We start from the raw sequence: 22,492 nt of genomic DNA on the forward strand, positions 1-22,492 counted from the left end.
GTACGCCTGTTCGATTTTAGGTGGCGAGTTTGTTCGTGGGGTTCATGTGTTCGACGCGCGGTGCCGCCGGTCCGCGTCGTCACCCGCCGCCCCAGAGATCGATCACCGCCACCAGGCAGACCCCGGCGACCGCCCCCTGCAGCGCAGCCGTGACCCACATCCGCGCGCTCCACGCCGCCGCCGCGATGATCCCCGCACACAGGGCGAGACCTCCCAGGCACGACCGGGGGACCCAGGCCGCCCCCGACGTGCCGAGTGTCAGAACGGCCAGGACTCCGAACAGCGCGACCGCCTCGAACACCACCATGGCCACCGCCGCGACCGCGTCCCCGACCCACTTCGCGTACCGTCTGATTCCGCCGTCCACCGCGGAAGCGTCTCCCGGAGCCGCGGACTCCGCCGGCTCCGCCCTCAGAACGAGACCGGACCGGGACCCGACCGGTGGGTGGAGGTTCTCTCCATCGACCCGTGGGTGGTGGTGAAGGGCCGGGTGCCGGAGGAGCCTTGGGGCATGGGATCACTGCACTCGGGACTTGTCGCTCTCACCGGTGTCTGCGTCCTGGTCTTCGTCGTGGCCTGGATCGCGGGTGCCGTCTATTTCGGAATGAAGAGCCCGGCCGGTGCGCGCGGTTGGGTGCGGGGACTGCGCCGTACGCTGCCCCGCCGGGTACTGCTGGTCGCGGGGGCCTGGCTGTTCTCCTGGCTGGTCGGGCACACCGCCGGGTTCTGGCACCGTCTGCAGTACTGGCAGCCGGGACTCGCGCTCCTCGGCGCCCTCCTCGCCGTCGCCGCCACCGCTCTGCTGCTGTGGGCCCGCTGGGTCCTGGGCACGATGTGGGCCAGCGTCCCGACGGTCCAGGAGCACCACGAACTGCGCACCGACGGGCCCTACGGGCTGGTTCGCCACCCCATATACACCGGCCTGCTCGGACTGGTCGTCGGCGCCATGCTGGCCTGCGGTTTCGGCGTCTGGACAGCCGTCCTGGCGGTCACCGCCCCGTGGCTGCTGAGCCGGGTACGGACCGAGGACGCGCTGATGGCCGGCCGGTTCGGGGCCTCGTACCAGGCCTACCGCGCCCGCGTTCCGGCGCTCATACCGTGGACGCGTCCGACCCCGGTCCGCACCCGGCACGTGTAGCGCAGGGTGGCACGAGGCTCCGCTACGGCCGGTACGGCACGAGGCGGACGGTCAGGTAGGACTCGCCCGGGCCCGGGGCGCGGTTCCAGGGGCGGGTGCGGAGGGTGTGCAGGCGGCCCTCGGCGAGTGCGAACCGGGGCAGGCGGACGCCGAACTCGGTGGCGAGGGCCTCCAGGACGCGGCGCTCGTGCCGCCGGTGCTCGTCGGGGCCGTCGAGTGGGAAGCGGAGGGCCTCCGGGACGGGACCCCGGTGTTCGGTCGTGGTGCCGACGGCGGTGAGGCCGTACCGCTCCTCGCCGTTCTCGGCCACGGAGAGGTAGAAGACGCCCGGGTGGTGGTCGCGCGACGGCCGGCTCCACACCGTGACCGCGCGGGTGTCCCGGGAGGCGGCCAGGCCAGGGGAGACCAGGCGCCGCTCGTCGAAGCCCCCGCCCGGCCGCCCTTCGAACGCGAAGCTCCAGCCGGTGCCCGCCCGGCCGACGGCGGCCAGTGCCGTGTCCGCCCACGGCGGGACGGTGTCTGCGGCACGGAAACGCATCCGGGCGTCCCCCGGCGCCGCCGGGGCGTTGAGGGCGGTGGGTCCGTCGGTGTCGGCGTCGGGAGCTATGAGGGAGGGCAGTGCGAGCGGGGCCACGCCTTCCAGGAGGAGGAAGCGGTAGGAGGTCAGGAAGGTGCCGGGGGTCTCGTCGGCCAGCCAGGCCAGGCCCGGGGGGTCCAGGTCGGCGGTGGGCGGCGGGGTGGCACCCGGCTGTCCGGCACGGGGTGTGGCGAGGAGTTCGCGGCCGCGGTCGGGTGTGATCAGGGGGCCGAGGAGCGGGTCGGCGCACAGGCCGAGCGGGGCGAGGTGCTCGGGGCTCAGCGGCCGCCAGTCGGGCAGGGCGGCGCGCAGGGTGTGCCAGGCCGCGTCCGTCTCGCCCCAGCGGGCCAGTTCCCGGGCCTCCTCGACGGCCCGGCCGAAGGGGCCTTCGGCGGTGTAGCGGTAGGTGCCCTCCCGTATCTGCCCGAGGACCTCGTCCGCCGTCGCGCGCACCGCGTCGGCGGCGCCGGGCAGGTCATGGGCCGCCAGACCCCCGTCCCGGCGCATGCGGACGTGCTCGGCCGCCAGCACGGGCACGATCTCCGGGGCGTACACCGGGTCGGCCGCCAGGCCGCGGAAGGACACCAGGTACGTCTCCCCGAGCAGTCGGCGGATCTGGTCGTGCAGTCCTCGCGCGCGTGGCCTGCCGAAGGCGACCGCCTCCGCCAGCGCTGCCGCGGCCTGCTCGTACCTTCCGGCGAGCGCGTCCAGCCGTGCGGCCGCCACGGAGGCGTCCAGGGCCCGGGTCGTCGCGTTGACGAACACCGATCCCTGTCGCTCCGAGCGGCTCACCTGGAGGTGGTGGAACTCGCGGTACATCGCCGCCATGAACACCCGGAACGACCCGTACCGCGTCGGGGGTTCGGCGTGCCAGGGGGCCCACGTGTACACGGCCCACTCGCCCGCCCCGTCCACGTCGCCCGGGTCGAGCAGGACGTAGAGGGCGTCCGACTCCACGTCCAGTTGCAGTGCCCGCCCCCACATTCCGGCGAGGAGTTGGTCCTCGGGGGCGGGGCCGTCGTCCAGTTCTCCCGGGAAGTACTCGGACAGGCCCGCCGCGTCCTCGTGCCAGCGGGCCTGGCCGGTGCCGGCGAGCACCCAGAGGAATCCGCCCGCGTGCCGCCAGCCGTCGGTCACCGCGAGGAAGGACCGGTACGACGGCGGCAGCCGGTGCCCGAGCCGCTCCTCCAGCTCGCGGATGCGCTCCTCCGGTGCGGGCGGGAATCCCAGCCAGCGTGTCCGCAGGGGTTCTTCGTCACGCTCCGTCGCGTCGCCGCCCTGCGCGTCCGCCCACTCCTGGCTCCACCGGACCAGGAACGGCCGCCAGTCCTCGCTCGTCTGCGTCATGCCGGTGATCCTGGCAGCCGGCACTGACAACGGCCCGGCCCGCGGGCTGAGAAGCTGGGGGCAGGAGCGTGTTCCCGCCGGGCGGGAGAACGGAGCAGGGACAGGATGAGCGGGCAGCGGCAGCCGGCGTTCGTGAAGGTGTGCGGGCTCACCCGGGAGGAGCAGATCGACTGGGCCGTCGAGCTGGGGTACGACGCTGTCGGGATCGTCGTGACGCCGAAGAGCAAGCGGTACTGCCCGCCCGAGCGGGCCGTGGCGCTGGCCGGATACGCCCGGGGACGGATCCCCGTCTTCGCCGTGGCCCTGACGCACGCCGAGACGGCCGCCGTCGCCGGCCACTTCGACGTCGTCCAGATCTATGAGCCGGCCGACATCCCGAACCTCGCCCTCGCCTCCGGCGCGCCGCCGGAGAAGCCGGAGGCGCTCCGGTACTTCTTCTACGACGCCAGCGCGGGCAGCGGCGTGTTCGCGGACATCCCGGACTGGGTCGGCGAGGTACCGGGGAAGGTGGTGATCGCCGGCGGCCTCGACGAGCACAACGTCGCCGGTGTCATCGAGGAGTTCGGGCCGTACGGCGTGGACGTCTCCAGCAGTGTGGAGACCGCGCCGGGGGTCAAGAGCCGCGAGAAGATGGCCGCCTTCGTCGCCGCGGCCCGCACCCCCGGGCGGAACGGCCGTTAGCGTCCGGCCTCGCGCAACTCCCTGACGATGCGGGCCGTCACCGGCACGGGTACGCCGTGCCGGTCCGCGGCGCGCAGCAGCGCGCCCCCGATCGCGTCGAGTTCGAGCGGGCGGCCGGCCTCCGCGTCGCGTTGCATCGAGGACTTGGCGGCGGGCGGGAAGGCGTCGTACCGGGCCAGGGCCTGCGCCGGGTCGGCGGGGACGCCGCAGGCGCGGCTGACGGCCGCGGTCTCCGCCACGAGGGAGGCCAGTTCCTCGCGGTGGCGGGTGCGGGCCTCGCCGAGGGGGAGGGCGTAGCGGGTGGTGAGGAGGGCGAACGGTGCGAGGAAGGCCATCTTGGCCCAGAGGGCGGTGGCTTCGTCGTCCAGGACGTGGGTGACCGGGCCGGCGGCGGTGAGGGCTTCGGCCAGGGCGTCCAGACGGGGGCGTGGGGCCTTGGCGCCGGTCAGGTCGATCTCCGCGAAGGGGCTGGTGTGTTCGATCAGGCCGTGGGCGGTGCGGGTCGACTCGACGCGGATCACCGCGGGGGCCACGCGGTCGGGGGCGTAGCGGGCGCGCAGCAGCGCGGGGTGTTCCACGCCGTTCAGGAACGGGACGAGGAGGCCGTCGCCGAGGGCCTCGGGCGGGATCCGGGTGAGGGCCGCGTCCAGGGCGGTGGCCTTGACGGTGATCAGGCAGGCGTCGACGGGTTCGCGGAGGGCCGTGCCGGCGTCGACGGGGGCCGTGAAGTCGCCGAAGCGGGTGCTGCGGACCTGGATTCCCGTGGTGCGGAGGGTGCGTGCCGTCTCCTCGCCCGCGAGGCAGAGAACGCGATGGCCGGAGCGGGAGAGCAGGGCGGCGAGCAGGCCGCCGACGCCGCCGGGGCCGAGGACGGCGACGGTGAGACGGGGACCGGGGGCGGTGGGGGTGTCCGGGGCGTCCGGGTTGTTCGGCATGGAGGTGTCCTCTCGTCGGTCGGCCCCGGGAGCGGTGGCCGCCTCTGGAAGATCCTCGCAGGAGGGAGGCGGTCTGCGGGAGACTGGGGACATGTGCCGGAGTATCAAGACCCTGCGTCCGCCTCAGCTGGCCGAGGAGGCCACCGAGGAGGAGATCCGTGCTGCCGCGTTGCAGTACGTGCGGAAGGTGTCCGGGTTCCGGGCGCCGGCCGCGCACAACCGGGAGGTGTTCGAGCGGGCGGTGGACGCCGTCGCGGAGGCCACCGCTGCGTTGTTGGGGGGACTGGAGGTGCGGGGTCAGGCGGCTGCGCCGGGCACCGTGGGTGGGGGCTGAGGCGGGGGCGTGAGTGTCCGCGGTTGCTGAATCGACAGGGGTGGCCGCGGCTGTGGGCGGTGCGTACTAGGCGGGGCGGCGTCTTCGCATCAGGTACCCGGCCCCGGCGCCCGCGCCGAACAGCGCCGCCACCGATACCGCCGTCGCCATCCAGGTCGCGCCCAGCCACTGGGCGCCCAGCCAGCCGAGGGCGACGCTGTAGATCGCCCAGGTCAGGCCTGCCAGGGCGGACCAGGGGAGGAAGTCGCGGACGCTGCGGTGGGTCGCGCCGGCGCCGAGGGAGACGATCGAGCGGCCGGCCGGGGCGAAACGGGCCAGGACCACCAGCGCGCCGCCGCCCCGGGAGAGGGCCTCGCCGAGACGTTCCTGCGCGTTGGTCAGGCGCCGGGAGCGGGCGATCGCGCGGTCCAGGCGGGCCCCGCCGCGCCGGGCCAGCCGGTAGGCGAACAGGTCGCCGAGGACCGATGCGGTGGCCGCGCAGAGGGTGAGCGCCAGGATGTCGGGCAGGGCGTGCGGCGGGACTTGATCGGCCGACGCGCCGGTGCCCGCCGCCGCTGCCGTGGCCGCGGTGATGACCAGTACTCCGCTCGGCAGGACCGGCAGGAACACGTCAAGCAGCACGGAGAGGGCCACCATGGCGTATATCCATGGCCCGGCCTCCAGTGATCCCATGCTCTCCCACACGACGGTTCCCCCGCGATTGTCCTGTTGTGCCCCCCGACGACAGCCATACAGCGTACGCGGGGGGTGTGACAGGAGTGTCACGGGGGGCTCGTATGTTCGGCAAAGGGATATCGGGGAACGGTCATGCGGGTGCCATGCGGCGTCATACGGCAGCCGGCGCGTGCCGTGCGGCTGGCGGACGTCATCGGGTGGTGAGGACGGACTCCGTCACGGTCTCCAGGGTCCCGTTCCGGCGGGCCCGCTCCAGCCGCAGCCGGGCCGAACGGCCGTGCAGCGTCAGCGTCATGAGCTGGTTGCCGAACCACGGGCCGCCCTTCTTCCGCCAGGTCACCGGAGGCCGTGCGCACCGCCCGTGCCGTAGCAGCAGGCGCCCGAGGAGCCGGGCCGGGGCACTCCAGCCGACCCGGAAGCCGACCCGGATCGTCGGCGGCACGGAGTTGTGGACGGGGGAGCAGGTGAGCTGCAGCACACGGGATTTCGGTGCGGTCCCGGCGGGCCATGCGGGCTCGGCCACGTAGGCGTGGTGGACGTCTCCGGAGAGCACGCAGACGGAGGCGGGTGCCTCGGGGCCGGAGCCGGTCCGGGCGAACAGGCCGGCCAGTTCGGCGAAGGAGGCGGGGAAGGCCGCCCAGTGCTCCAGGTCGGCGGCGCGGCGCAGGCGTTCCCCGAACCGGGCCCAGCGGGTGCCCCGTTGGCCCCGGCACAGTGCCGCGTCCCAGGTCTCGAGGTCGTGTATCAGGGGCGGCAGCAGCCAGGGCAGCGAGGTGCCGACGAGGAGATGGTCGTACGACTCCCGGCCGGTCAGGGCCTGTTCGCGCAGCCACTCGGCCTCGCCGGGGTCGAGCATGGCGCGGTTCGTCTCGTCCAGGACCCGTGCCGCCCGGGTGTCCACCATCAGCACCCGCACCCGCCCGAAGTCACGCCGGTAACTCCACCGTACGGAGGCCGGATCGGCGTCGGCCCCGGCGGCGAAGGCGCGCAACTCGTCGGTGCCGTCGGGTGCGTCGCACACGGCGGTGTACAGCGGGTCGGCGGCGAGCTCGGCGGGGGAGAGGTTGCCCAGGTGCTGGTGGACCCAGTACGACATCAGCCCGCTCAGCAGCCGCTCCTGCCACCAGGGCGTGGCGCGCAGGTCGGCCAGCCAGGCCGCGGAGGTGTTCCAGTCGTCGATCAGGTCGTGGTCGTCGAAGATCATGCAACTGGGCACGGTGGAGAGCAGCCAGCGCACCTCGGGGTCGAGCCAGGACTCGTGGTAGAGGCGGGTGTACTCCTCGTAGTCGGCGACCTCGGCGCCGGGCGGGTCCGCGAGGTCGCGGCGGGCGGCCAGCCAGCGCCGGGTGGCCGCCGAGGTCTCGTCGGCGTACACCTGGTCGCCCAGCAGCAGGAGCACGTCGGGCCGTTCGCCGCCGGCGGCGATGCGGGCGGCGAGGCCGTCGAGGGCGTCCGGACCGACCGGGTCCCGGCCGTCGGCGGGCGGCGCGGCCCAGCGGCAGGAGCCGAAGACGACGTGCAGGGGCTCGCCCGCGGCCGGGGTGCGGATCACCGAGGGCGGGAAGGGGGAGCCGGGCGGCGGCCACACGCGGGTGCCGTCGAGCAGGACGTCGTACGACGGTGAGGTGCCCGGCGTCAGTCCGGTGACCGGGACGAGGGCGTAGTGGTGGCCGGCCACCTGGAAGGTGTGCGCGGTGCCGCCGGCGCCGTCCGAGCAGCGCACCTCGGCGGTACCCGGACGGCTCGCCTCGACCCAGACGGTCGCCGACGAGCCGTCGGTGTACCTCAGCAGCGGTCCCAGGCGCAGTCCGGCCACAGTCCCCCCCCCTTTTCCTCTTTCGGCTCGCCTACGGGGCGCTGTGAGCCCCTTCGGCCTGCCTCGGTCGTCGCCCCGTACGGTACGGAACGACGGAGGCCCGCGGGGAGGTTCCGGCGCTCAGCAGGCGGAGAGGTAGCTGGTGAGCGCGCTCTTCTCGGCGGAGTCGACCGAGAGGTTGTAGTAGTACTTCACCTGGACCCAGGCGCGGACGTAGGTGCAGCGGTAGGACGTGAGCGAGGGCATCCACTCGGCCGGGTCCTTGTCGCCCTTGGACTGGTTGACGTTGTCCGTGACGGCGAGGAGCTGGGGGCGGGTGACGTCGTTGGCGAGCGCCTCGCGCTGGGCGGTGGTCCACTTGCTCGCCCCGGAGTCCCAGGCCTCGGCGAGCGGGACCAGGTGGTCGATGTCGACGTCGGAGGCGGCGGTCCAGGTGGCGCCGTCGTAGGGGGAGTACCAGGAGCCGCTGGTGGCGGTGCAGGCGGAGTCGGTGACGACGTTCGTGCCGTCGCGCTTGAGGATCCACTCACGGGTGTTGCAGGTGCCGCTGATGGTGTCCCAGGTGGGGAAGAGGTCGCGGGCGTAACCGGTGCGGTTCTCGGTGGCGACGGTGAGTGAGGCGAGGTAGGTGCGTGCGGTGGCGGCGCTGACCGGGGTGGGGAGGGCGGCGGAGGCGCTCGGCGAGTTGAAGAGGGCGGCAGAGGCTATGAGTGCGGTAAGAGCCGCGAGTTTGCTGACTCGTCGACGCGCGTAGAATTTCGGCATGCGAACTCCCTGGTGGGGGTGGGGTGTTGGAGCGCGAGCGAGGGAATGCTCGCGTCGCCGTGTTGCCGGCGGGTGAGCGTTCGGTAAGAAACTAATGACGCGTTCATGACACGACAAGATGTGCGACGTGACTCACAGGCGGGACTCCCGGCCTTGGGATCGATGGCCCGGTCACGTACTCTTGACGGCGTTGAAGGGGAGTAGCTCTTCGCCGGACCGTCGACATACTGCTCAGCCCGTCTGAGCCGGCGCCCGGAGGCGGACCTCGGCCATCTCGGTCACGGGGCCGCCAGCGAGACCTTCGGCAAGCAGTGCACACCCGTGCCGTACGGCACGGGTGACCGTGTGTGCTGCCATGCCGAGGCTGTGGTCTGCGAAGTGCGGTGCTCTCGGTGGGGTGGCCCGACCGATTGAGGACCCTTGATCAGCATCACCGTGACGGCGATCGTCTTCGGCGTCATCTTCCTCGCCGAGCTGCCCGACAAGACCGCGCTCGCCGGTCTCGTCCTGGGCACGCGCTACCGGGCGTCCTACGTCTTCGCCGGTGTCGCCGCGGCCTTCCTTCTGCACGTCGTGCTCGCCGTTGCGGCCGGCAGCGTCCTGACCCTGCTCCCGCAGCAGATCGTGCACGCGCTGACCGGCGTGCTCTTCCTCGGCGGTGCGGCCGTGCTGCTGCTGAAGAAGGACGAGGAGGACGAGGAGATCCGCAAGCCGGCCGACCAGTCCTTCTGGAAGGTCGCGGGTACCGGGTTCACCCTCATCCTGGTCGCCGAGTTCGGCGACCTCACGCAGATCATGACGGCGAACCTCGCGGCGCGCTACGACGACCCGCTCTCCGTCGGCCTCGGCGCCGTGCTCGGCCTGTGGGCGGTGGCCGGCCTCGGCATCGTCGGCGGCAAGGCGCTGATGAAGAAGGTGCCGCTGCGGCTGATCACGCAGATCGCGGCGGTGCTGATGCTGGCGCTGGGCGTGTGGAGCCTGTGGGAGGCGATCGCGGGCTGAGCGGGTCGGATCGTGAGCTGAAGACTCGGTGAACGGTCGGCGAAGGTGGTGGCGGGATCCGGGTTCTGTTTTGTACCGTGGAGAAACAAAGTGGCTCCCGCCCGTTTTCCCTGACCGGCGGGCGGGGCCGCCTTGTTCTTCCCGGCCTGCTTTCGGCCTGTGCACTAGGAGCTGCCCGATGACGGCCACCGTCCTCACCGCCCGCGCCCTCCTGCTCGACATGGACGGCACCCTCGTCAACTCCGACGCCGTCGTCGAGCGCATCTGGCGGCGCTGGTCCGAGCGGCACGGGCTGGACGGCGACGAGGTCATGAAGGTGGTGCACGGGCGCCAGGGGCATGCGTCCATGGCCGTGCTGCTGCCGGACCGGCCGATGAAGCAGAACCTCGCGGACAACGCGCGCATGCTGGCGGAGGAGACGGCCGACGTGGAGGGCGTGGTGGAGGTCCCGGGCGCCGCGGCCTTCCTCGCCTCCCTCCAGGGCCTGCCGCACGCGCTGGTGACCTCGGCGGACGTGGCGCTGTCCACGGTGCGGATGGCCGCCGCCGGGCTGCCGCTGCCGGCGGTGCGGGTGACCGCGGAGTCGGTGGGCGCCAGCAAGCCCGATCCCGAGGGCTTTCTGAAGGGGGCGGCGGAGTTGGGGGTCGCTCCGGCGGACTGCGTGGTGTTCGAGGACTCGGGCGCGGGAATCGCGGCGGGCCGGGCGGCCGGGATGCGCGTCGTCGGCGTCGGCCCGCGGGCCGGGGTGCACGGGCCGGACGTGGTGGTGCCGGACCTGACACAGGTACGGGTCGAGACGGCGGCGGACGGCTCCCTCCGGGTGACCGCGAACGGGGGCTGACGCCGGGGGTAGGGACGCTCACCGGCGCCGGCCGGGCGCCCCCCGCGCCCACCCGTGCCGCCCCAGCACCCGTCAGGGGTGCGGGGAACGGCGCGATGAGCCCCCACGCACGCGCAGTCTCACCGCCACCGCAGCCCGCGGCTGAGGAGAAGCGGCGGGGTCAGTGCCCGGTCAGGGGTGCGGGGAAATGCGCGACGAGCCCCCACGCACCCGCAGTGACACCCCCACCGCAACCCACCGCCCCAACCGTCCCGACCAGCACCACTCACCGCCCGCCCGGCAACACCCCCCGTCGGCCCGCCCCTCCTACGGCTTCGTCGTCTCCGACTCCAGTGCCGCCCGGGTAGCCGCCCCGTACACCCCCGACTCGTCGGTCAGGATCCCCCGCGTCAGCTGGTACGTGCGCACCGCGCTCTCGGTCTTGCTGTCGTAGTGGCCGTCGGCGTCCCCCGAGTAGAGGCCCACCTGCTTCAGCCGGAGCTGGAGTTCCGTGACCTGCGCGCCGCTGTCGCCGGGGCGGAGGACCGCGGGTGAGGAGGGCTGCGCGGTGGCGGACGCGGTGGCCGTCGGCGTCGACCGGGTGGGCGTGGCCGAGCGGGCGTCGGTCGGCGAGGGCGGCGCGCTCGACGCCGCCGCGGAGCGGCTCGGGCTCGCCGATGCCGACGCGGACGCCGACTCCGAAGGGCGCGACGTCGTCGGCGCCGCGACCGAAGGCGACGCCGTGCTCGGCGGCACGTCCGGGACGCTCTCCCGTACGTCCTGCGGCGCCGCCCCGTCCCGCTCCGGCGTCAGCCGGGCGAAGAGGCCGCTCACGAACCCCGCCGCGGCGAGGACCGCCACCACCGCTCCGGCGACGGCCAGCAGCAGGGTCCGCCGGGAACGCCGGCGAGGTTCCTCGGGGGCGTCCGGCGGCTCGACGCCGGAGACCGGCTCGGGCGCCGGCCCCGTCACCGCGGGCAACGGGATCGTCGGCTCCCCCACCGCCCGGACCGCTTCGGTCTCCGCGCCGCCGGCGCGCTCTATGTCGATGTACGGCCGTATCCGCAGCGGGTCGAAGTCCTCCGCCGCCGCCTGTTCGGCCGTACGCGCGTCGCGCAACGCGTCGGCGGTCCGCCGGTTGCAGTCGCAGGAGGGGGAGCCGTCCGCGCTCTTCGGCGTCCCGCACTCCGGGCACTGGTGGCCCCCGCTGCCCGTCGTGTCCGTCACGGCGCTCGTCCCTCCCCTCACGAACTCCACAGATTATGCAGAGCACCCACACGTACGTTCCTCGGAACCCCTCGTCTCAACGGCACCGAAAAGGACTCGACGGGCCATACCGGGTGACACCGTCCACGATGGAAGATGGCCGAAAGCCCCGGGAGGTCTCCATGGCCCTGGAAACGACGCACACCCAGGCGAAGGAAGCCGAGCGCGTACCCGGCAACGTGCTGGTCCCGATCGGCGCGCTGCTGCTCGGGCTGCTGCTGGCCGCGCTGGACCAGACGATCGTGTCGACGGCGCTGCCGACCATCGTCAGCGACCTCGGAGGGCTCGAGCACCTGTCGTGGGTGGTCACCGCCTACCTCCTGGCCTCCACCGCCGCCACCCCGCTGTGGGGCAAGCTCGGCGACCAGTACGGCCGCAAGCGGCTCTTCCAGCTCGCGATCCTGATCTTCCTCGTCGGGTCGGCGCTGTGCGGGACGGCCCGGAACATGGGGGAGCTGATCGGCTTCCGTGCCCTGCAGGGGCTGGGCGGCGGCGGGCTGCTGGTGCTGTCGATGGCGATCGTCGGGGACATCGTGCCGCCGCGCGAACGGGGTCGGTACCAAGGGCTGTTCGGTGCCGTCTTCGGTGCGGCCAGCGTGCTCGGACCGCTGCTCGGCGGGGTGCTCACCGAGCATCTCAGCTGGCGCTGGGTGTTCTACGTCAACCTGCCCGTCGGCGTCGTCGCGCTCGCGGTGATCGCCGCCGCGCTGCACATCCCGCGCCGGACCGCCCACCACGTCATCGACTACCTCGGCACCTGCCTGATCGCCGCCGTCGCCACCTGCCTGGTGCTGGTGGCCTCACTGGGCGGGACGACGTGGGCGTGGGGGTCGGCGCAGATCATCGGGCTCGTGGTGGTCGGGGTGGTGCTCGCCGCCACCTTCGTCGCCGCCGAGCGGCGGGCCGCCGAACCCGTGCTCCCGCTGAAGCTCTTCGGCATCCGCACCTTCACCCTCGCGGCCGTGATCAGCTTCATCGTCGGGTTCGCGATGTTCGGCGCGATGACCTACCTGCCGACCTTCCTCCAGGTGGTGCAGGGCATCTCACCGACCCTGTCGGGCGTGTACATGCTGCCGATGGTGGCCGGCCTGCTGCTGTCGTCCACGATCTCCGGGCAGATCGTCAGCCGTACGGGGCGCTGGAAGGTGTTCCCGGTCGCTGGCACCGGCGTGACGACCATCGGGCTACTGCTGCTCCACCGCCTCGACGAGCACAGCTCGACCGCCGAGATGAGCGGCTACTTCTTCGTCTTCGGACTGGGCCTCGGACTGGTCATGCAGGTGCTGGTGCTGATAGTCCAGAACTCCGTCTCCTACGAGGACCTCGGCGTCGCCACCTCCGGTGCGACCTTCTTCCGCTCCATCGGGGCCTCCTTCGGCGTCGCCGTCTTCGGTTCCGTCTTCGCGAGCCGGCTCGCCGACAAGCTCGCCGACGCCTTCCGGGGCGTCCACCTCCCGCCCGGCGCCACCCCGTCCGCCCTCAAGGCCGACCCGCGGGGCATCGCCGCCCTGCCGCCCGCGCTGCGCCCGGCGGCCCTGCACGCGTACGCGTCCTCCATCACCGACGTCTTCCTGTACGCCGCTCCGGTCGCCGCCCTCGGCTTCGTCCTCGCCTGGTTCCTCAAGGAGGACCGGCTGCGCGGCTCGGTCACCGCGCCGGACGCGTCCGAGACCATCCCGCCCAACCCGGTCCAGCGGTCCTCGTACGACGAGTGCTCCCGTGCCCTGTCCCTGCTCGGCACCCGGGAGGGGCGCCGGGAGGTCTACCGGAAGATCAACGCACGCGCCGGGTACGCCGACCTGCTGCCCGCCTCGGGCTGGCTGCTGCTGCGGATCCGGAAGTACGGCTCGGTGGAGCCGGGGCGGCTCGCCGAGCGCGGCCCCGTCCCGATGAACGTCGTCCTGGCGGGCGCCCGGCAGCTGGAGGAGCGGCGCCTCGTGGACCGCCTGGGCCTCGACCTGACCCTCACCGGGCAGGGCCGCGAGGTCGCCGACCGGCTCGCCGGGGCCCGTGAGGAGTCCCTCGCCGACCTCCTCGGCGACTGGTGGCGCCCGGACCGGCCCACCGACCTGGACCGCCTGGTGCGGGAGCTGACCGACGAACTGTGCGGCACCGAACGCGAGCAGCCGCAGAGCCCCGCGGCGGGGCGGGTCAGCTGACGAGCTCCTTGCGGAACCAGTGCTCGGCGTAGACGTCGTCGTTGTGCCGCGCGGTCTCCGTGTAGCCGAGCCGCGCGTACAGGGCGCGGGCCTCCACCAGGTCGGTGCGGGTGTCCAGGACGATCCGCCGGGCCCCGAGGGCACGGGCCGCGTCCTCGGCCACCGTGACGAGGAGCGCGGCGCCGCCCCTGCCGCGCAGCCCCTCGTGCACGAAGACCCGGGTGAGTTCCGCGGTGGCCGGTTCCAGGAGCCGTACGCCGGCGCTGCCGGCCGGCTCACCGTCGTACCGCGCGACCAGCAACCGCCCGGTGGGCGGGGCCAGTTCGGTGCCCGGACGGGCGGCGATCTCCCGGTCCAGCTCGGCCGGGTCGGTGCGGTGGCCTTCGTGGCGCAGGTACCAGCGGTCGCTGACCTCCGTGTAGTACGCCCGCCACAGGGCGAGCGCGGCGGGGGAGTCCGGGCGTTCCGGGGTGATCGTCCAGGAGGTCATGGGCCGTAGTCTCCGGCGGACCGGGGTGGTCTGCGCAACCGGATATCGGCGGCCGCGGGACGGCTCCGTCCGGCCGGGCTGTTTGCGGGCCGGTGCGCGGGTCACCCGGTGAGGGAGACGGCCCGTCGGGCCGAGACACCGGAAGGCAACCATGTCCACAGGCTTGATCATCGCGATCGTGATCGCGGCCGCCGTGTTCGTCGTCGCGGCCCTCCTGGCCGTGCGCGCCAGGGGCAGCGGCCCGCAGGGTCTGAAGCGGCGCTTCGGGCCCGAGTACGAGCGGACGGTGGCCCAGCACGGCGGCGACACCAAGGCGGCCGAGCGGGAACTCGCCGAGCGGGTGCAGCGCCACGGCGCACTGCACGAGCGCGAGCTGGACCCGGCGGAACGCGAACGCTACGCGGCCCGCTGGACCACCGCGCAGGAGCACTTCGTCGACTCGCCCCGGGAGTCCGTGACCGAGATCGACCGGCTGCTCGCCGAGGTGGCGGCCGCCCGGGGCTTCCCGGCCGAGGCCCAGTACGACGACCAGGTCGACGCCCTGTCCGTGCACCACGCGGACCACGTCGACGGCTACCGCCGCATCCACCGCGCCGCCCTGGCTCCCGTGGGCGGTTCCCCGCTGGGCCAGGCCGGTACCGAGGAGATGCGGACGGCCATGCTCGAGGCCCGTTCGCTCTTCGACGACCTGGTCGCCCCGTCGTCCCGCGAACACGGCCGGCACCGCGCCGGTGTCGGTGCCGACACCGACACCGGCGGACACCTGCCCTGGTCCGCCGACCAGAGCCGCCCGAAGGAGAGTTGACCCATGACCGACGCCAGGACCGGATCGGGCCGCCGCCCCGTCGGCGGCGACGTGTATCCCGGCGGTACCGCGATGCCCCCGGGACGAGAGCAGGGGACGACCGACTGGGGCGACGCCTCGGTGAGCGGCGTCACCCCGGGGCAGGAGGAACCCCGACGCATGGACGACCGGGACGACCTGGACGACCGGGACGACCGGGGTGCGCCCGGGCAGGCGGTGCTGGTGGCCGGTGACGGCCCGGGGCACGAGAGGGACGCCGGTGACGGCCCGGGGCCCGAGACGGACGCGGGCCGCGGCGGTGGGCAGCTGATGCCCCGCGAGGAGTGCGGACAGCTGGAGCGCCGTCTCCAGCACGCGGTCACCGGTTTCGTCGACGAGCCGCGGGCGGCCGTCGAGGAGGCCGACCGGGCCGTCGAGGAGATCACCGCCCGCTTCACCGACGCCATCGACAGGCGCCGCCGCACCCTGCGCGGCAGCTGGCAGTCGGCCGAGGCGAACCGCCCCGGCAGCGCCGACACCGAGCAGCTCCGGCTGGCCCTGCGCGACTACCGCGAACTGGCGGACCGGCTGCTGCACATGTGAGTCACCCGGGTCCCCGGGCCGGTCACCCGTGCGGGTCCGGCTCCGGGTCCCGGTCCGCCCCGGCCCCGGCCGCCGTCCGGCGCTCCCGCCACTCGCGTACGACCGCCTCGACGTCGTACGGCTTCTTGCCCAGCGGGGGCCCGGGTGGCGGCTTGAACATCATGTCGCGGATCTTGACGTTGACGTCCGTGATGATCTTGCGGACGATCCGCTCGGAGGGCGCCGCCCAGGCGGCCGCCAGCGCGTCCTCGGCCTCCTTGCGCAGGGCGAGCGTCGGCGGCAGCACCGCCAGGCCCTCCCGGGCCATCTTCCGCTTGATCCACCACAGTTCGTCGTACGACGTCTCCAGGGCGGCGGGCAACGGCTCGCCCGTGCCCGGCAGTTGATCGAACTCGCCGCGCCGCTGGGCGTCCTGGATCTGCTTGTCGACCCAGGACTCGAACGGCACCCCGGGTGGCTTTCGCTCGGTCATGACTCCATTGTGCCGGACGCGGCCCGGCCGGGCGTTTTATCATGCGCCGGAGATCCACGAAGGATTCCGGAACCGCGCAGGGGGAACGCACGTGCTCGAACTCACCATGGCCTCCGTGTCCGGAGAAGCGGGCGAGACGGCCGGAATGCTCATGGCCGACGCGCCCAGCGACCCCGGCGCCGTGCTGCGGGTGGGCCGCGACGCCGCCGCCTGCCGGCTCGCGACCCCCGACGACTGGCTGTTCGTCTCCCGCGTGCACCTGGAGTTCCTGTGCGGGCCCGAGGGCGGCTGGCAGGTCACCTGGCTGCGCGGCTCGCAGGCCGAACCGTCCTCCGAGGTGCTGCTCACCGTCGGCGAGTACGCCCAGGCCATCGCGTACGGCGGCACGGTCACGCTGCCCCGGGGCGGTTCCGGCGAGATCGTCATCCGGGACCGCACCGCCCCGCGCAGCGTCAACGTGGGGTTCTACCAGGAGGGTTGAGCCCGGTCAGTCGAGGACCCGCGCCAGCGCGAAGCCGTCGTAGCCCTTGCTGCCGACGGTCTGGATCGCCGTACCGGTCAGCCTCGGGTGCGCCGCGATCAGCTCGATCGCGGCGCGGGTGCCGACCACGTCCGGCTCGGCACTCTCGGCTTCGACGACCCGGCCGCCGCGCACCACGTTGTCGACGATGATCAGGCTGCCGGTGCGGGTGAGCCGGAGCGCCCACTCGACGTAGTGCGGGTTGTTGGCCTTGTCGGCGTCGATGAAGACCAGGTCGAAGGGGGCCGGGTTCTCGTCGGCGAGCTTGGGCAGGGACTCCAGGGCGGGCCCCACCCGCACCTCGACCAGCTTCTCCAGGCCCGCGCGGGCGATGTTGCGGACCGCGATCTCGGCGTGCCGGGCGCTGTACTCCAGCGAGATCAGCCTCCCGTCGGCGGGCAGGGCGCGGGCCAGCCAGATGGTGCTGTAACCGCCGAGGGTGCCGATCTCCAGGATGTTCCGGGCGTCCTGGATCTGGGCCAGGAGCTGGAGGAGTTTGCCCTGGTTGGCAGTGACGTTGACGTGCGGGAGATCATTCGCCTCACTCTCCCGCAGGGCCGCCTGGAGCGACTCGTCGTCCGGTGACAGGTGGCTGGTGAAGTAGAAGTCGACGTCGTCCCAGAGCTGAGAGCCGCTCATGCGTCCGCTGCCTTTCGCCTATGCAGATGGCTGTCCAGTGACAGCTACCTGGATAGCACTACTGAGGCGACGGGCGCGCCGGTGATCCACCGCCCCGGTGCCGTACGGAACTCAGCCGATCGGCGCAGGGGGCGTCGGTGGTCCGGCCGGCGGCCGCGCCGGAGGTGCCGGGGGGCTGCGCCGGTGGGGGCGGTGGGGCCGGGTGGCGGGTGCGGCGTACGGCCGCGAGCGAGGCGGTGGTGACGACCAGCAGCAGCGCGGTGCCGGCTGTCAGCAGCCAGGCCGGGATCCCGGCCACCTGGCGCAGCCGGTCCTCGTAGACGACCTGCTGGAACGGGGTGTCCGCGGCCGCCCGCCGCAGCACCAGGTCGGCGGAGATCCGGGACGGGTACGGGAACTCCTGGCCGATCGCCGTCAGGTACGGGGTGCCCGCGGCCAGCTCGCGCAGGTCGCCGGACGGGCGGCCGAGCCGGCCGGCGTAGACGACCCGCGGGCGGTCGCCGCCGATCGCCGAGCGCGGCTCCATGCGGTGCGCGGCGAGGACGTACAGGCCGAGTGACTGCGGGGTGGCCGCGAGCCGGGACAGCCGCATCGGGTAGACCGGGCGGTCGCTGGCGAAGGCGAGGTGGAGCGGGTCGAGGGCGCCGTGCAGCGCGGTGCCCGCGGTCTGCGGGGCGAGTCTGACCGCGACATACTCCCAGTGGTCCGCGACGTAGGGCTGCAGCGCGGCGTCCAGGCGGGACGGGAAGGGGAAGCCGTTGCTGCGCAGCCAGCCGTCCAGGGCGCCGGAGTCGGTGGCGGTCAGCTGGGCCACGTCGAACGGGCCGAGCCGCTGGCGCGCGACCACGCCGACGCGGGGCCCGGCGCCGACGCCGGCGCCGGGCGGGCCGCCGGTGGTGTCGCCGCCGGTGGTGAGGGGCCAGTCGCCGTCCCCGGGCCAGAAGTGGGAGCGGGTGCGGTGCACCGGGGCGGTGAGGGTGTGCAGCTGGTCGAAGAGGGCCGGGTCGGCGAGGGCGACGGTGGCGCGGTGCGGGACGGGCATGATCCAGGCGGCGCGGTCGGTGTCGCCGCCGACCGTCAGACGCATCACGATCTGTTCGCGGGTGCCGTCCCAGCGCAGTACGGATTCCTCGCGGCCGACGGTGACCCGCCGGGCGGCGTCGGGGACGAGGGCGCCGTAGGCGCAGGCGAACGCGGGGGCGGCGAGCCCGCCGAACTGGATGCCGGTGAGGATGAGGAGGACCGCGAGGAGACGTGTGCGTCGGCGGGGTCGCCGCTGGCCGATCATGAACCGATGCCCTCCGCCCTACCGTCGATCAGGACTGCAGACGGTAGGGCGGAGTGCGTGGTTCCTGGGCCGTTCCGGACAGCCACCGTCTGTCTACCGACGGTACGGGCGGACGGGGCCGATCGTTCGAACGTGCAGGCGAGTGGGGGATTTGCGCAGTTCCCTGCGCCCCCCGGGTGGTGGCTGGGCCTGTTTCGCCGGGTGCGGGCCGGTGGGGGCCTGTCGCGCAGTTCCTCCCCCAGCCTTCGGCCGGGGGTACCCCCAGCGCCCCTGAAGGGGCGCTTTTGGCGGGGGGCTTCTATCAAGCGGAGGCTTCTATCGAAGGGGCCGAGCCCGGTAGGGGCTTGCCTGCTGTTTCTGTCATGCGCCAGGCGGCGAAGCCGCCCACTATCGCTGCGGCCATCATGTAGTAGGCGGGCATCATCAGGTTTCCGGTCGCTCCGATCAGGGCCGTCACCGCCAGGGGGGTCGTGCCGCCGAAGAGGGAGACCGAGATGTTGAAGCCGATCGACAGGGAGCCGTAGCGGACCCGGGTGGGGAAGAGGGCCGGGAGGGCGGCCGGCATCGCTGCCGTGAAGCAGACCAGGAGCAGACCCAGGGCGCCCATGCCGAGGGCGACCGCGAGCAGGCTCCCCTGGCGGATCAGGAGCAGGGCGGGGACAGAGAGGAGCAGGAACCCGGCGCAGCCCGCCGCGATCACCGGGCGGCGGCCGACCCGGTCGGTCAGGGCCCCGGCGAACGGCTGGACGATCATCATCAGCGTCATCACGCCGAGGACGACCAGCAGGCCGTGCGTCTCGTCGTACTTCAGCTCGCTCGTCAGGTAGCTGGGCATGTACGACAGCAGCATGTAGTCGGTGACGTTGAAGACCAGGACCAGGGCCATGCAGAGGAGCAGCGCCCGCCACTGGCCGGTGATCATCTCGCGGAGGGGGACCTTCGGGCGGGACGACTCCGCCTTCTCGACCTCCGCCGCGAACGCCGGGGTCTCCTCCAGGCGCATCCGCAGGTAGAGGCCGATGATGCCCATCGGGCCCGCGATCAGGAAGGGGATGCGCCAGCCCCAGGAGGTCAGGTCGTCCGAGGACAGCAGGGCCGTCATCAGGGTCACCAGGCCGGCGCCGCCGATGTAGCCGGCCAGCGTGCCGAACTCCAGCCAGCTGCCGAAGAAGCCGCGCTTCTTGTCCGGCGCGTACTCGGCGATGAACGTGGACGCGCCCGCGTACTCGCCGCCGGTGGAGAAGCCCTGGACCAGGCGGGCGGCGAGGAGCAGGAGCGGGGCGCCGACGCCGATCGCCGCGTAGGAGGGGATCAGGCCGATCGCGAAGGTGCCCGCCGCCATCATGATCATGGTGAGGGCGAGGACCTTCTGGCGGCCCACGCGGTCGCCGAGCGGGCCGAAGACCATGCCGCCCAGCGGGCGGACCAGAAAGGCCGCCGCGAAGGCGCCGAACGTGGACAGCAGCTGGGCGGTCGGGTTGCCGGACGGGAAGAAGACCTTGCCCAGCGTCACCGCGATGTAGCTGTAGACGCCGAAGTCGAACCACTCCATGGCGTTGCCGAGCGCGGCCGCCTTCACGGCGCGCTTCACCAGCGCGGGGTCGGTGACGGTCGGGGCGGGTGCGGTGGCGGTACGGGGACCGGGGGCCTGGAGGGACGGAGTGACTGCTGCGGCGGTCGCCAAAACGGGGCTCGCCTACCTTTCGTGGGGGACAGGGACGCGGCCCGTACGGCGGCGGACGGGACGAAAAGCGACGATAGGAGCACTTGGGGGTGTTACGTCGCGTACGCGCTTACCTGCACAGTGCGGCCAAACGCGCTCTGTGCAGGGACGTCTGCCCGCTCCCGCGCAGGTATGCGTGTTGCGCAGTGTGACCCTTGTCGCGCTCCGTGGTGTCAACCAGACCCCCGGGGCGCTGTCGTCTTCCGGACAAAAGGCGGAGGGACGTCAGGTGACACGGGGGTTGCCTGCGTCTCTGTCCAGGGGTGCTGAGAGCCTCGTAGGGTTCTCGGAGCGATCGAGCGCATCAGCGGGTGTGCGTAACGGGGCGGGAGGCCGGCGAGGCGTGGCGGACGTGAAGCACGGTGGACGAGCGGGGGAGGCTTTCGGCAGGGCGGAGGCCGGAGCACGGTTCAGAATGGCCCGGCTCGGCCTGTGGGCGGTGGCCGCGATCCTCGTCGCACGGCAGCTGGCCGCCGTCCTCGGCACGCCGAGCGGTGAACGGCTGACGGACCTGGAGACCTGGGTCGGCCCCGACGGCGTCCTGCACGTCAAGGGTTCCCTGTACGACTCGACGCAGTTCACCGGCACCCCCTTCGGCGGGCTGGTGCTCAAGCCGCTCACCAGAGCCGCCGAGCAGGCCCTCGGCTGGGGCTGGACCTTCGGCACGCTGCTGCTGGTGGTCGCCCTCGGGCTGGTCGCCGCCCGCGCGCTGCCCCAGCCGGTGAACCGCCGCACCTCGCTGCTGGCCGCGCCGGTCGCGATCAGCCTGCTGCTGCTCTCGCTGCCCGTCCGCAACACCCTCTGGCTCGGCCAGACCAGCATCATCCCGGTCCTGCTGGTGCTGCTGGGCTGCTTCGCCGCCCGCGGACAGCGCGACAGCGGAGTGTGCGTCGGGCTGGCCGCCGCCCTCCAGCCGGCCCTGCTGCTCTTCGCCCCGCTGCTGTGGTTCACCGGCCGCCGCCGGGCCGCCGTCACCACCGGCGCGACCTTCGCCGTCTGCACGGTGCTGGCCTGGGCGGCGCTGCCGCACGACTCGTACACCTACTGGATCCACCACATCGCCGGCACCGGCCTCGGCGGCGAGGCGGACGCGCTCGCCAACCAGTCGCTGCACGGTGCCCTGCTGCGGTTCGGGCTGAGCGGCCCGCTGGAGATCGTGGTGTTCCTCGGGCTCGGCGCGACCGTGGCCGTCGTCGCGCTGCGCCGGGCGGTGCGTTACGCCCGCGACGGGCAGCTGCTGCTCGCGGTCGCGATCACCGGCTGCGCGGTGATCGCGGTGTCGCCGACGGCCTGGCAGCACCAGCTGCTGTGGGTGCTGCTCGCGGTGGTCGGCCGGGCCGGGCGGCGCGCCGCCGACCGGACCGTGTGGCCGGTCGTGGTGGTCCTCGTGATGACGCTGCCCGCCAAGGCGATGCTGCCGAACCAGTCGCTCTTCGTGCCGGTGCGCGACAACACGATCCTGTTCGCCGCCCTGGCCGCGGCCATGGTCGTCCCGTTCCTGTCCCGCACCGCCCCGGAGTTCGCCCGCCCGGTCCCGACCGACTACGCCGAACCGGTCCCGGCCCGTCTCCGGCAGGTCCCGCTGGCCCCCTCGCTGGGCCGGGTGCTGACCCGCCCCAACCTCTTCCTCGAACTGGTCGCGATGCGGCTGGTCTACTTCGTCTACCAGCAGATCCGGCTCGCCGCCGCCGGGGACGGGAACGGCACCTCCGGGCGGGCCCGCGCGGAGCGCCACGGGCACCAGATCCACGGCATCGAGCGGTTCCTGCACCTCGACATCGAGCACTGGGCCAACCACACCGTGTACGGCGTCGGCTGGCTGCGGAGCTTCCTCGACTTCTACTACGAGTCCTTCCACTTCGTCGTCCCGCTGACGGTCCTCGCCGTCCTCTACGTCCGCCGCCCGGTCGACTACCGCTGGGCCCGCACCGCCCTCGGCTTCGCCACCGCGTTCGCCCTGATCGGCTTCTGGCTCTACCCGCTGGCCCCGCCCCGTCTGATGCCGGGCCTCGGCATCATCGACACCGTGCACGGCCCGCAGGACTTCGCCAAGCCGGACTACGGCACCCTCACCCAGCTGACCAACCAGTACGCGGCGATGCCCTCGCTGCACTTCGGCTGGGCGCTGTGGTGCGGGATCGTCATCGCCGTCGTCGCCCCGCGGTGGTGGCTGAAGGCGCTCGGCCTGATCCACCCCCTCCTCACCGTCTCGGCGATCATCGGCACCGGCAACCACTGGGTCCTGGACGCGGTGGGCGGCGCGGCGGTGGTCGGCGCGGGCTTCGGGGTGGGGTACCTGCTGCAGGGGCCGCGGGCGGCAGCGCCCCGAAGGGGCGCGGGCCGTTTCCATGTGCGGCTCCGCCGCGTGGGCGCGACCAGCCACGACGGCGCCGCGGATGCTCGGACGGCGGCGCGGCGCAGCATGTCCGGCTGAGCGCTCGGAGCCGCCGTCCGGAGA

At 73.2% G+C, this 22,492-nt stretch carries 22 protein-coding genes; 10 read left to right on the forward strand and 12 right to left on the reverse strand.

Annotated features, from left to right (window positions below):
- Positions 1 to 79 precede the first annotated feature (79 nt).
- The gene (locus JF597_RS23010; RefSeq protein ID WP_293997791.1) at positions 80 to 367 is read right to left on the reverse strand and encodes a hypothetical protein; all 288 of its coding nucleotides are present in this window, start codon (positions 365 to 367) and stop codon (positions 80 to 82) included.
- Between the two features lie 144 nt (positions 368 to 511).
- On the opposite strand from JF597_RS23010, the gene JF597_RS23015 reads away from it, so the two are divergent.
- Complete coding sequence (locus JF597_RS23015; RefSeq protein ID WP_293997793.1) at positions 512 to 1,138, forward strand: isoprenylcysteine carboxylmethyltransferase family protein; 627 nt, start codon at positions 512 to 514, stop codon at positions 1,136 to 1,138.
- 22 nt (positions 1,139 to 1,160) lie between these two features.
- On the opposite strand, the gene JF597_RS23020 is transcribed toward JF597_RS23015, so the two are convergent.
- The gene (locus JF597_RS23020) at positions 1,161 to 3,062 is read right to left on the reverse strand and encodes an SMI1/KNR4 family protein (protein ID WP_293997795.1); all 1,902 of its coding nucleotides are present in this window, start codon (positions 3,060 to 3,062) and stop codon (positions 1,161 to 1,163) included.
- A 105-nt stretch (positions 3,063 to 3,167) separates the two neighbouring features.
- On the opposite strand from JF597_RS23020, the gene JF597_RS23025 reads away from it, so the two are divergent.
- Entirely contained in the window at positions 3,168 to 3,743 is a 576-nt protein-coding gene (locus JF597_RS23025) for a hypothetical protein (protein ID WP_293997797.1), read from the forward strand.
- Here the strand turns inward: JF597_RS23025 and JF597_RS23030 are convergent.
- Positions 3,740 to 4,678, reverse strand: a complete 939-nt coding sequence (locus tag JF597_RS23030) for a ketopantoate reductase family protein (protein ID WP_293997799.1) — start codon at positions 4,676 to 4,678, stop codon at positions 3,740 to 3,742. The two genes, JF597_RS23025 and JF597_RS23030, sit on opposite strands and share 4 nt — an antisense overlap.
- Before the next feature lie 91 nt (positions 4,679 to 4,769).
- On the opposite strand from JF597_RS23030, the gene JF597_RS23035 reads away from it, so the two are divergent.
- Entirely contained in the window at positions 4,770 to 5,012 is a 243-nt protein-coding gene (locus JF597_RS23035) for a DUF2277 domain-containing protein (protein WP_293997801.1), read from the forward strand.
- Positions 5,013 to 5,078: 66 nt separating this feature from the next.
- Here JF597_RS23035 and JF597_RS23040 read toward each other — a convergent pair whose 3' ends face one another.
- From JF597_RS23040 to JF597_RS23050, 3 genes are all read right to left on the reverse strand, one after another.
- Complete coding sequence (locus JF597_RS23040; protein WP_293997802.1) at positions 5,079 to 5,684, reverse strand: VTT domain-containing protein; 606 nt, start codon at positions 5,682 to 5,684, stop codon at positions 5,079 to 5,081.
- Positions 5,685 to 5,877: 193 nt separating this feature from the next.
- Complete coding sequence (locus JF597_RS23045) at positions 5,878 to 7,503, reverse strand: alkaline phosphatase D family protein (protein ID WP_293997804.1); 1,626 nt, start codon at positions 7,501 to 7,503, stop codon at positions 5,878 to 5,880.
- Between the two features lie 120 nt (positions 7,504 to 7,623).
- The gene (locus tag JF597_RS23050; RefSeq protein WP_293997806.1) at positions 7,624 to 8,268 is read right to left on the reverse strand and encodes an HNH endonuclease family protein; all 645 of its coding nucleotides are present in this window, start codon (positions 8,266 to 8,268) and stop codon (positions 7,624 to 7,626) included.
- Between the two features lie 420 nt (positions 8,269 to 8,688).
- Between JF597_RS23050 and JF597_RS23055 the strand changes: the two genes are divergently transcribed.
- Positions 8,689 to 9,270, forward strand: a complete 582-nt coding sequence (locus JF597_RS23055) for a TMEM165/GDT1 family protein (RefSeq protein ID WP_293997808.1) — start codon at positions 8,689 to 8,691, stop codon at positions 9,268 to 9,270.
- A gap of 178 nt (positions 9,271 to 9,448) precedes the next feature.
- Positions 9,449 to 10,111 (forward strand): HAD-IA family hydrolase, encoded by a 663-nt coding sequence (locus JF597_RS23060; RefSeq protein ID WP_293997810.1) that lies wholly within the window; start codon positions 9,449 to 9,451, stop codon positions 10,109 to 10,111.
- Positions 10,112 to 10,417: 306 nt separating this feature from the next.
- Here JF597_RS23060 and JF597_RS23065 read toward each other — a convergent pair whose 3' ends face one another.
- A complete protein-coding gene (locus tag JF597_RS23065) occupies positions 10,418 to 11,317 on the reverse strand; it encodes a peptidoglycan-binding domain-containing protein (RefSeq protein WP_293997812.1) in 900 nt (299 codons plus the stop codon).
- Positions 11,318 to 11,478: 161 nt separating this feature from the next.
- Here JF597_RS23065 and JF597_RS23070 point away from each other — a divergent pair, with 161 nt between their 5' ends.
- Positions 11,479 to 13,515, forward strand: coding sequence for an MFS transporter (locus tag JF597_RS23070; RefSeq protein WP_293997814.1), 2,037 nt, complete (start codon positions 11,479 to 11,481; stop codon positions 13,513 to 13,515).
- Here the strand turns inward: JF597_RS23070 and JF597_RS23075 are convergent.
- The gene (locus JF597_RS23075) at positions 13,508 to 14,005 is read right to left on the reverse strand and encodes a GNAT family N-acetyltransferase (protein WP_293997816.1); all 498 of its coding nucleotides are present in this window, start codon (positions 14,003 to 14,005) and stop codon (positions 13,508 to 13,510) included. The two genes, JF597_RS23070 and JF597_RS23075, sit on opposite strands and share 8 nt — an antisense overlap.
- A gap of 151 nt (positions 14,006 to 14,156) precedes the next feature.
- Here JF597_RS23075 and JF597_RS23080 point away from each other — a divergent pair, with 151 nt between their 5' ends.
- Both JF597_RS23080 and JF597_RS23085 read left to right on the forward strand, forming a co-directional pair.
- Positions 14,157 to 14,810: a hypothetical protein gene (locus JF597_RS23080; protein ID WP_293997818.1), complete on the forward strand. Its 654-nt coding sequence runs from the start codon at positions 14,157 to 14,159 to the stop codon at positions 14,808 to 14,810.
- 3 nt (positions 14,811 to 14,813) lie between these two features.
- On the forward strand, positions 14,814 to 15,392 hold the full coding sequence (locus JF597_RS23085) for a hypothetical protein (RefSeq protein ID WP_293997820.1): 579 nt from the start codon (positions 14,814 to 14,816) through the stop codon (positions 15,390 to 15,392).
- 22 nt (positions 15,393 to 15,414) lie between these two features.
- Here the strand turns inward: JF597_RS23085 and JF597_RS23090 are convergent, their stop codons facing one another.
- Positions 15,415 to 15,864 (reverse strand): DUF1992 domain-containing protein, encoded by a 450-nt coding sequence (locus JF597_RS23090; RefSeq protein WP_293997822.1) that lies wholly within the window; start codon positions 15,862 to 15,864, stop codon positions 15,415 to 15,417.
- A 91-nt stretch (positions 15,865 to 15,955) separates the two neighbouring features.
- On the opposite strand from JF597_RS23090, the gene JF597_RS23095 reads away from it, so the two are divergent.
- The gene (locus JF597_RS23095) at positions 15,956 to 16,345 is read left to right on the forward strand and encodes a hypothetical protein (RefSeq protein WP_293997824.1); all 390 of its coding nucleotides are present in this window, start codon (positions 15,956 to 15,958) and stop codon (positions 16,343 to 16,345) included.
- Between the two features lie 6 nt (positions 16,346 to 16,351).
- Here the strand turns inward: JF597_RS23095 and JF597_RS23100 are convergent, their stop codons facing one another.
- The 3 genes from JF597_RS23100 to proP form a co-directional block, all read right to left on the reverse strand.
- Complete coding sequence (locus JF597_RS23100; RefSeq protein WP_293997826.1) at positions 16,352 to 17,023, reverse strand: O-methyltransferase; 672 nt, start codon at positions 17,021 to 17,023, stop codon at positions 16,352 to 16,354.
- A 58-nt stretch (positions 17,024 to 17,081) separates the two neighbouring features.
- Entirely contained in the window at positions 17,082 to 18,311 is a 1,230-nt protein-coding gene (locus JF597_RS23105) for a DUF2330 domain-containing protein (protein WP_293997828.1), read from the reverse strand.
- Positions 18,312 to 18,612: 301 nt separating this feature from the next.
- A complete protein-coding gene (gene proP / locus JF597_RS23110) occupies positions 18,613 to 19,995 on the reverse strand; it encodes a glycine betaine/L-proline transporter ProP (RefSeq protein ID WP_293997830.1) in 1,383 nt (460 codons plus the stop codon).
- Between the two features lie 382 nt (positions 19,996 to 20,377).
- Here proP and JF597_RS23115 point away from each other — a divergent pair, with 382 nt between their 5' ends.
- Positions 20,378 to 22,468, forward strand: a complete 2,091-nt coding sequence (locus tag JF597_RS23115) for a bifunctional glycosyltransferase 87/phosphatase PAP2 family protein (protein WP_293997831.1) — start codon at positions 20,378 to 20,380, stop codon at positions 22,466 to 22,468.
- Positions 22,469 to 22,492: the final 24 nt, after the last annotated feature.

Source organism: Streptomyces sp. (assembly GCF_019510245.1).
Classification (GTDB): domain Bacteria; phylum Actinomycetota; class Actinomycetes; order Streptomycetales; family Streptomycetaceae; genus Streptomyces.

Coding starts and splice junctions, on each gene's coding strand:
- JF597_RS23025 (WP_293997797.1), top strand. CDS start 3,168: ATGAGCGGGCAGCGGCAGCCGGCGTTCGTGAAGGTGTGCGGGCTCACC.
- JF597_RS23075 (WP_293997816.1), bottom strand. CDS start 14,005: ATGACCTCCTGGACGATCACCCCGGAACGCCCGGACTCCCCCGCCGCG.
- JF597_RS23090 (WP_293997822.1), bottom strand. CDS start 15,864: ATGACCGAGCGAAAGCCACCCGGGGTGCCGTTCGAGTCCTGGGTCGAC.
- JF597_RS23105 (WP_293997828.1), bottom strand. CDS start 18,311: ATGATCGGCCAGCGGCGACCCCGCCGACGCACACGTCTCCTCGCGGTC.
- JF597_RS23100 (WP_293997826.1), bottom strand. CDS start 17,023: ATGAGCGGCTCTCAGCTCTGGGACGACGTCGACTTCTACTTCACCAGC.
- JF597_RS23020 (WP_293997795.1), bottom strand. CDS start 3,062: ATGACGCAGACGAGCGAGGACTGGCGGCCGTTCCTGGTCCGGTGGAGC.
- JF597_RS23015 (WP_293997793.1), top strand. CDS start 512: ATGGGATCACTGCACTCGGGACTTGTCGCTCTCACCGGTGTCTGCGTC.
- JF597_RS23070 (WP_293997814.1), top strand. CDS start 11,479: ATGGCCCTGGAAACGACGCACACCCAGGCGAAGGAAGCCGAGCGCGTA.
- JF597_RS23080 (WP_293997818.1), top strand. CDS start 14,157: ATGTCCACAGGCTTGATCATCGCGATCGTGATCGCGGCCGCCGTGTTC.
- JF597_RS23050 (WP_293997806.1), bottom strand. CDS start 8,268: ATGCCGAAATTCTACGCGCGTCGACGAGTCAGCAAACTCGCGGCTCTT.
- JF597_RS23030 (WP_293997799.1), bottom strand. CDS start 4,678: ATGCCGAACAACCCGGACGCCCCGGACACCCCCACCGCCCCCGGTCCC.
- JF597_RS23035 (WP_293997801.1), top strand. CDS start 4,770: ATGTGCCGGAGTATCAAGACCCTGCGTCCGCCTCAGCTGGCCGAGGAG.
- JF597_RS23040 (WP_293997802.1), bottom strand. CDS start 5,684: ATGGGATCACTGGAGGCCGGGCCATGGATATACGCCATGGTGGCCCTC.
- JF597_RS23085 (WP_293997820.1), top strand. CDS start 14,814: ATGACCGACGCCAGGACCGGATCGGGCCGCCGCCCCGTCGGCGGCGAC.
- JF597_RS23060 (WP_293997810.1), top strand. CDS start 9,449: ATGACGGCCACCGTCCTCACCGCCCGCGCCCTCCTGCTCGACATGGAC.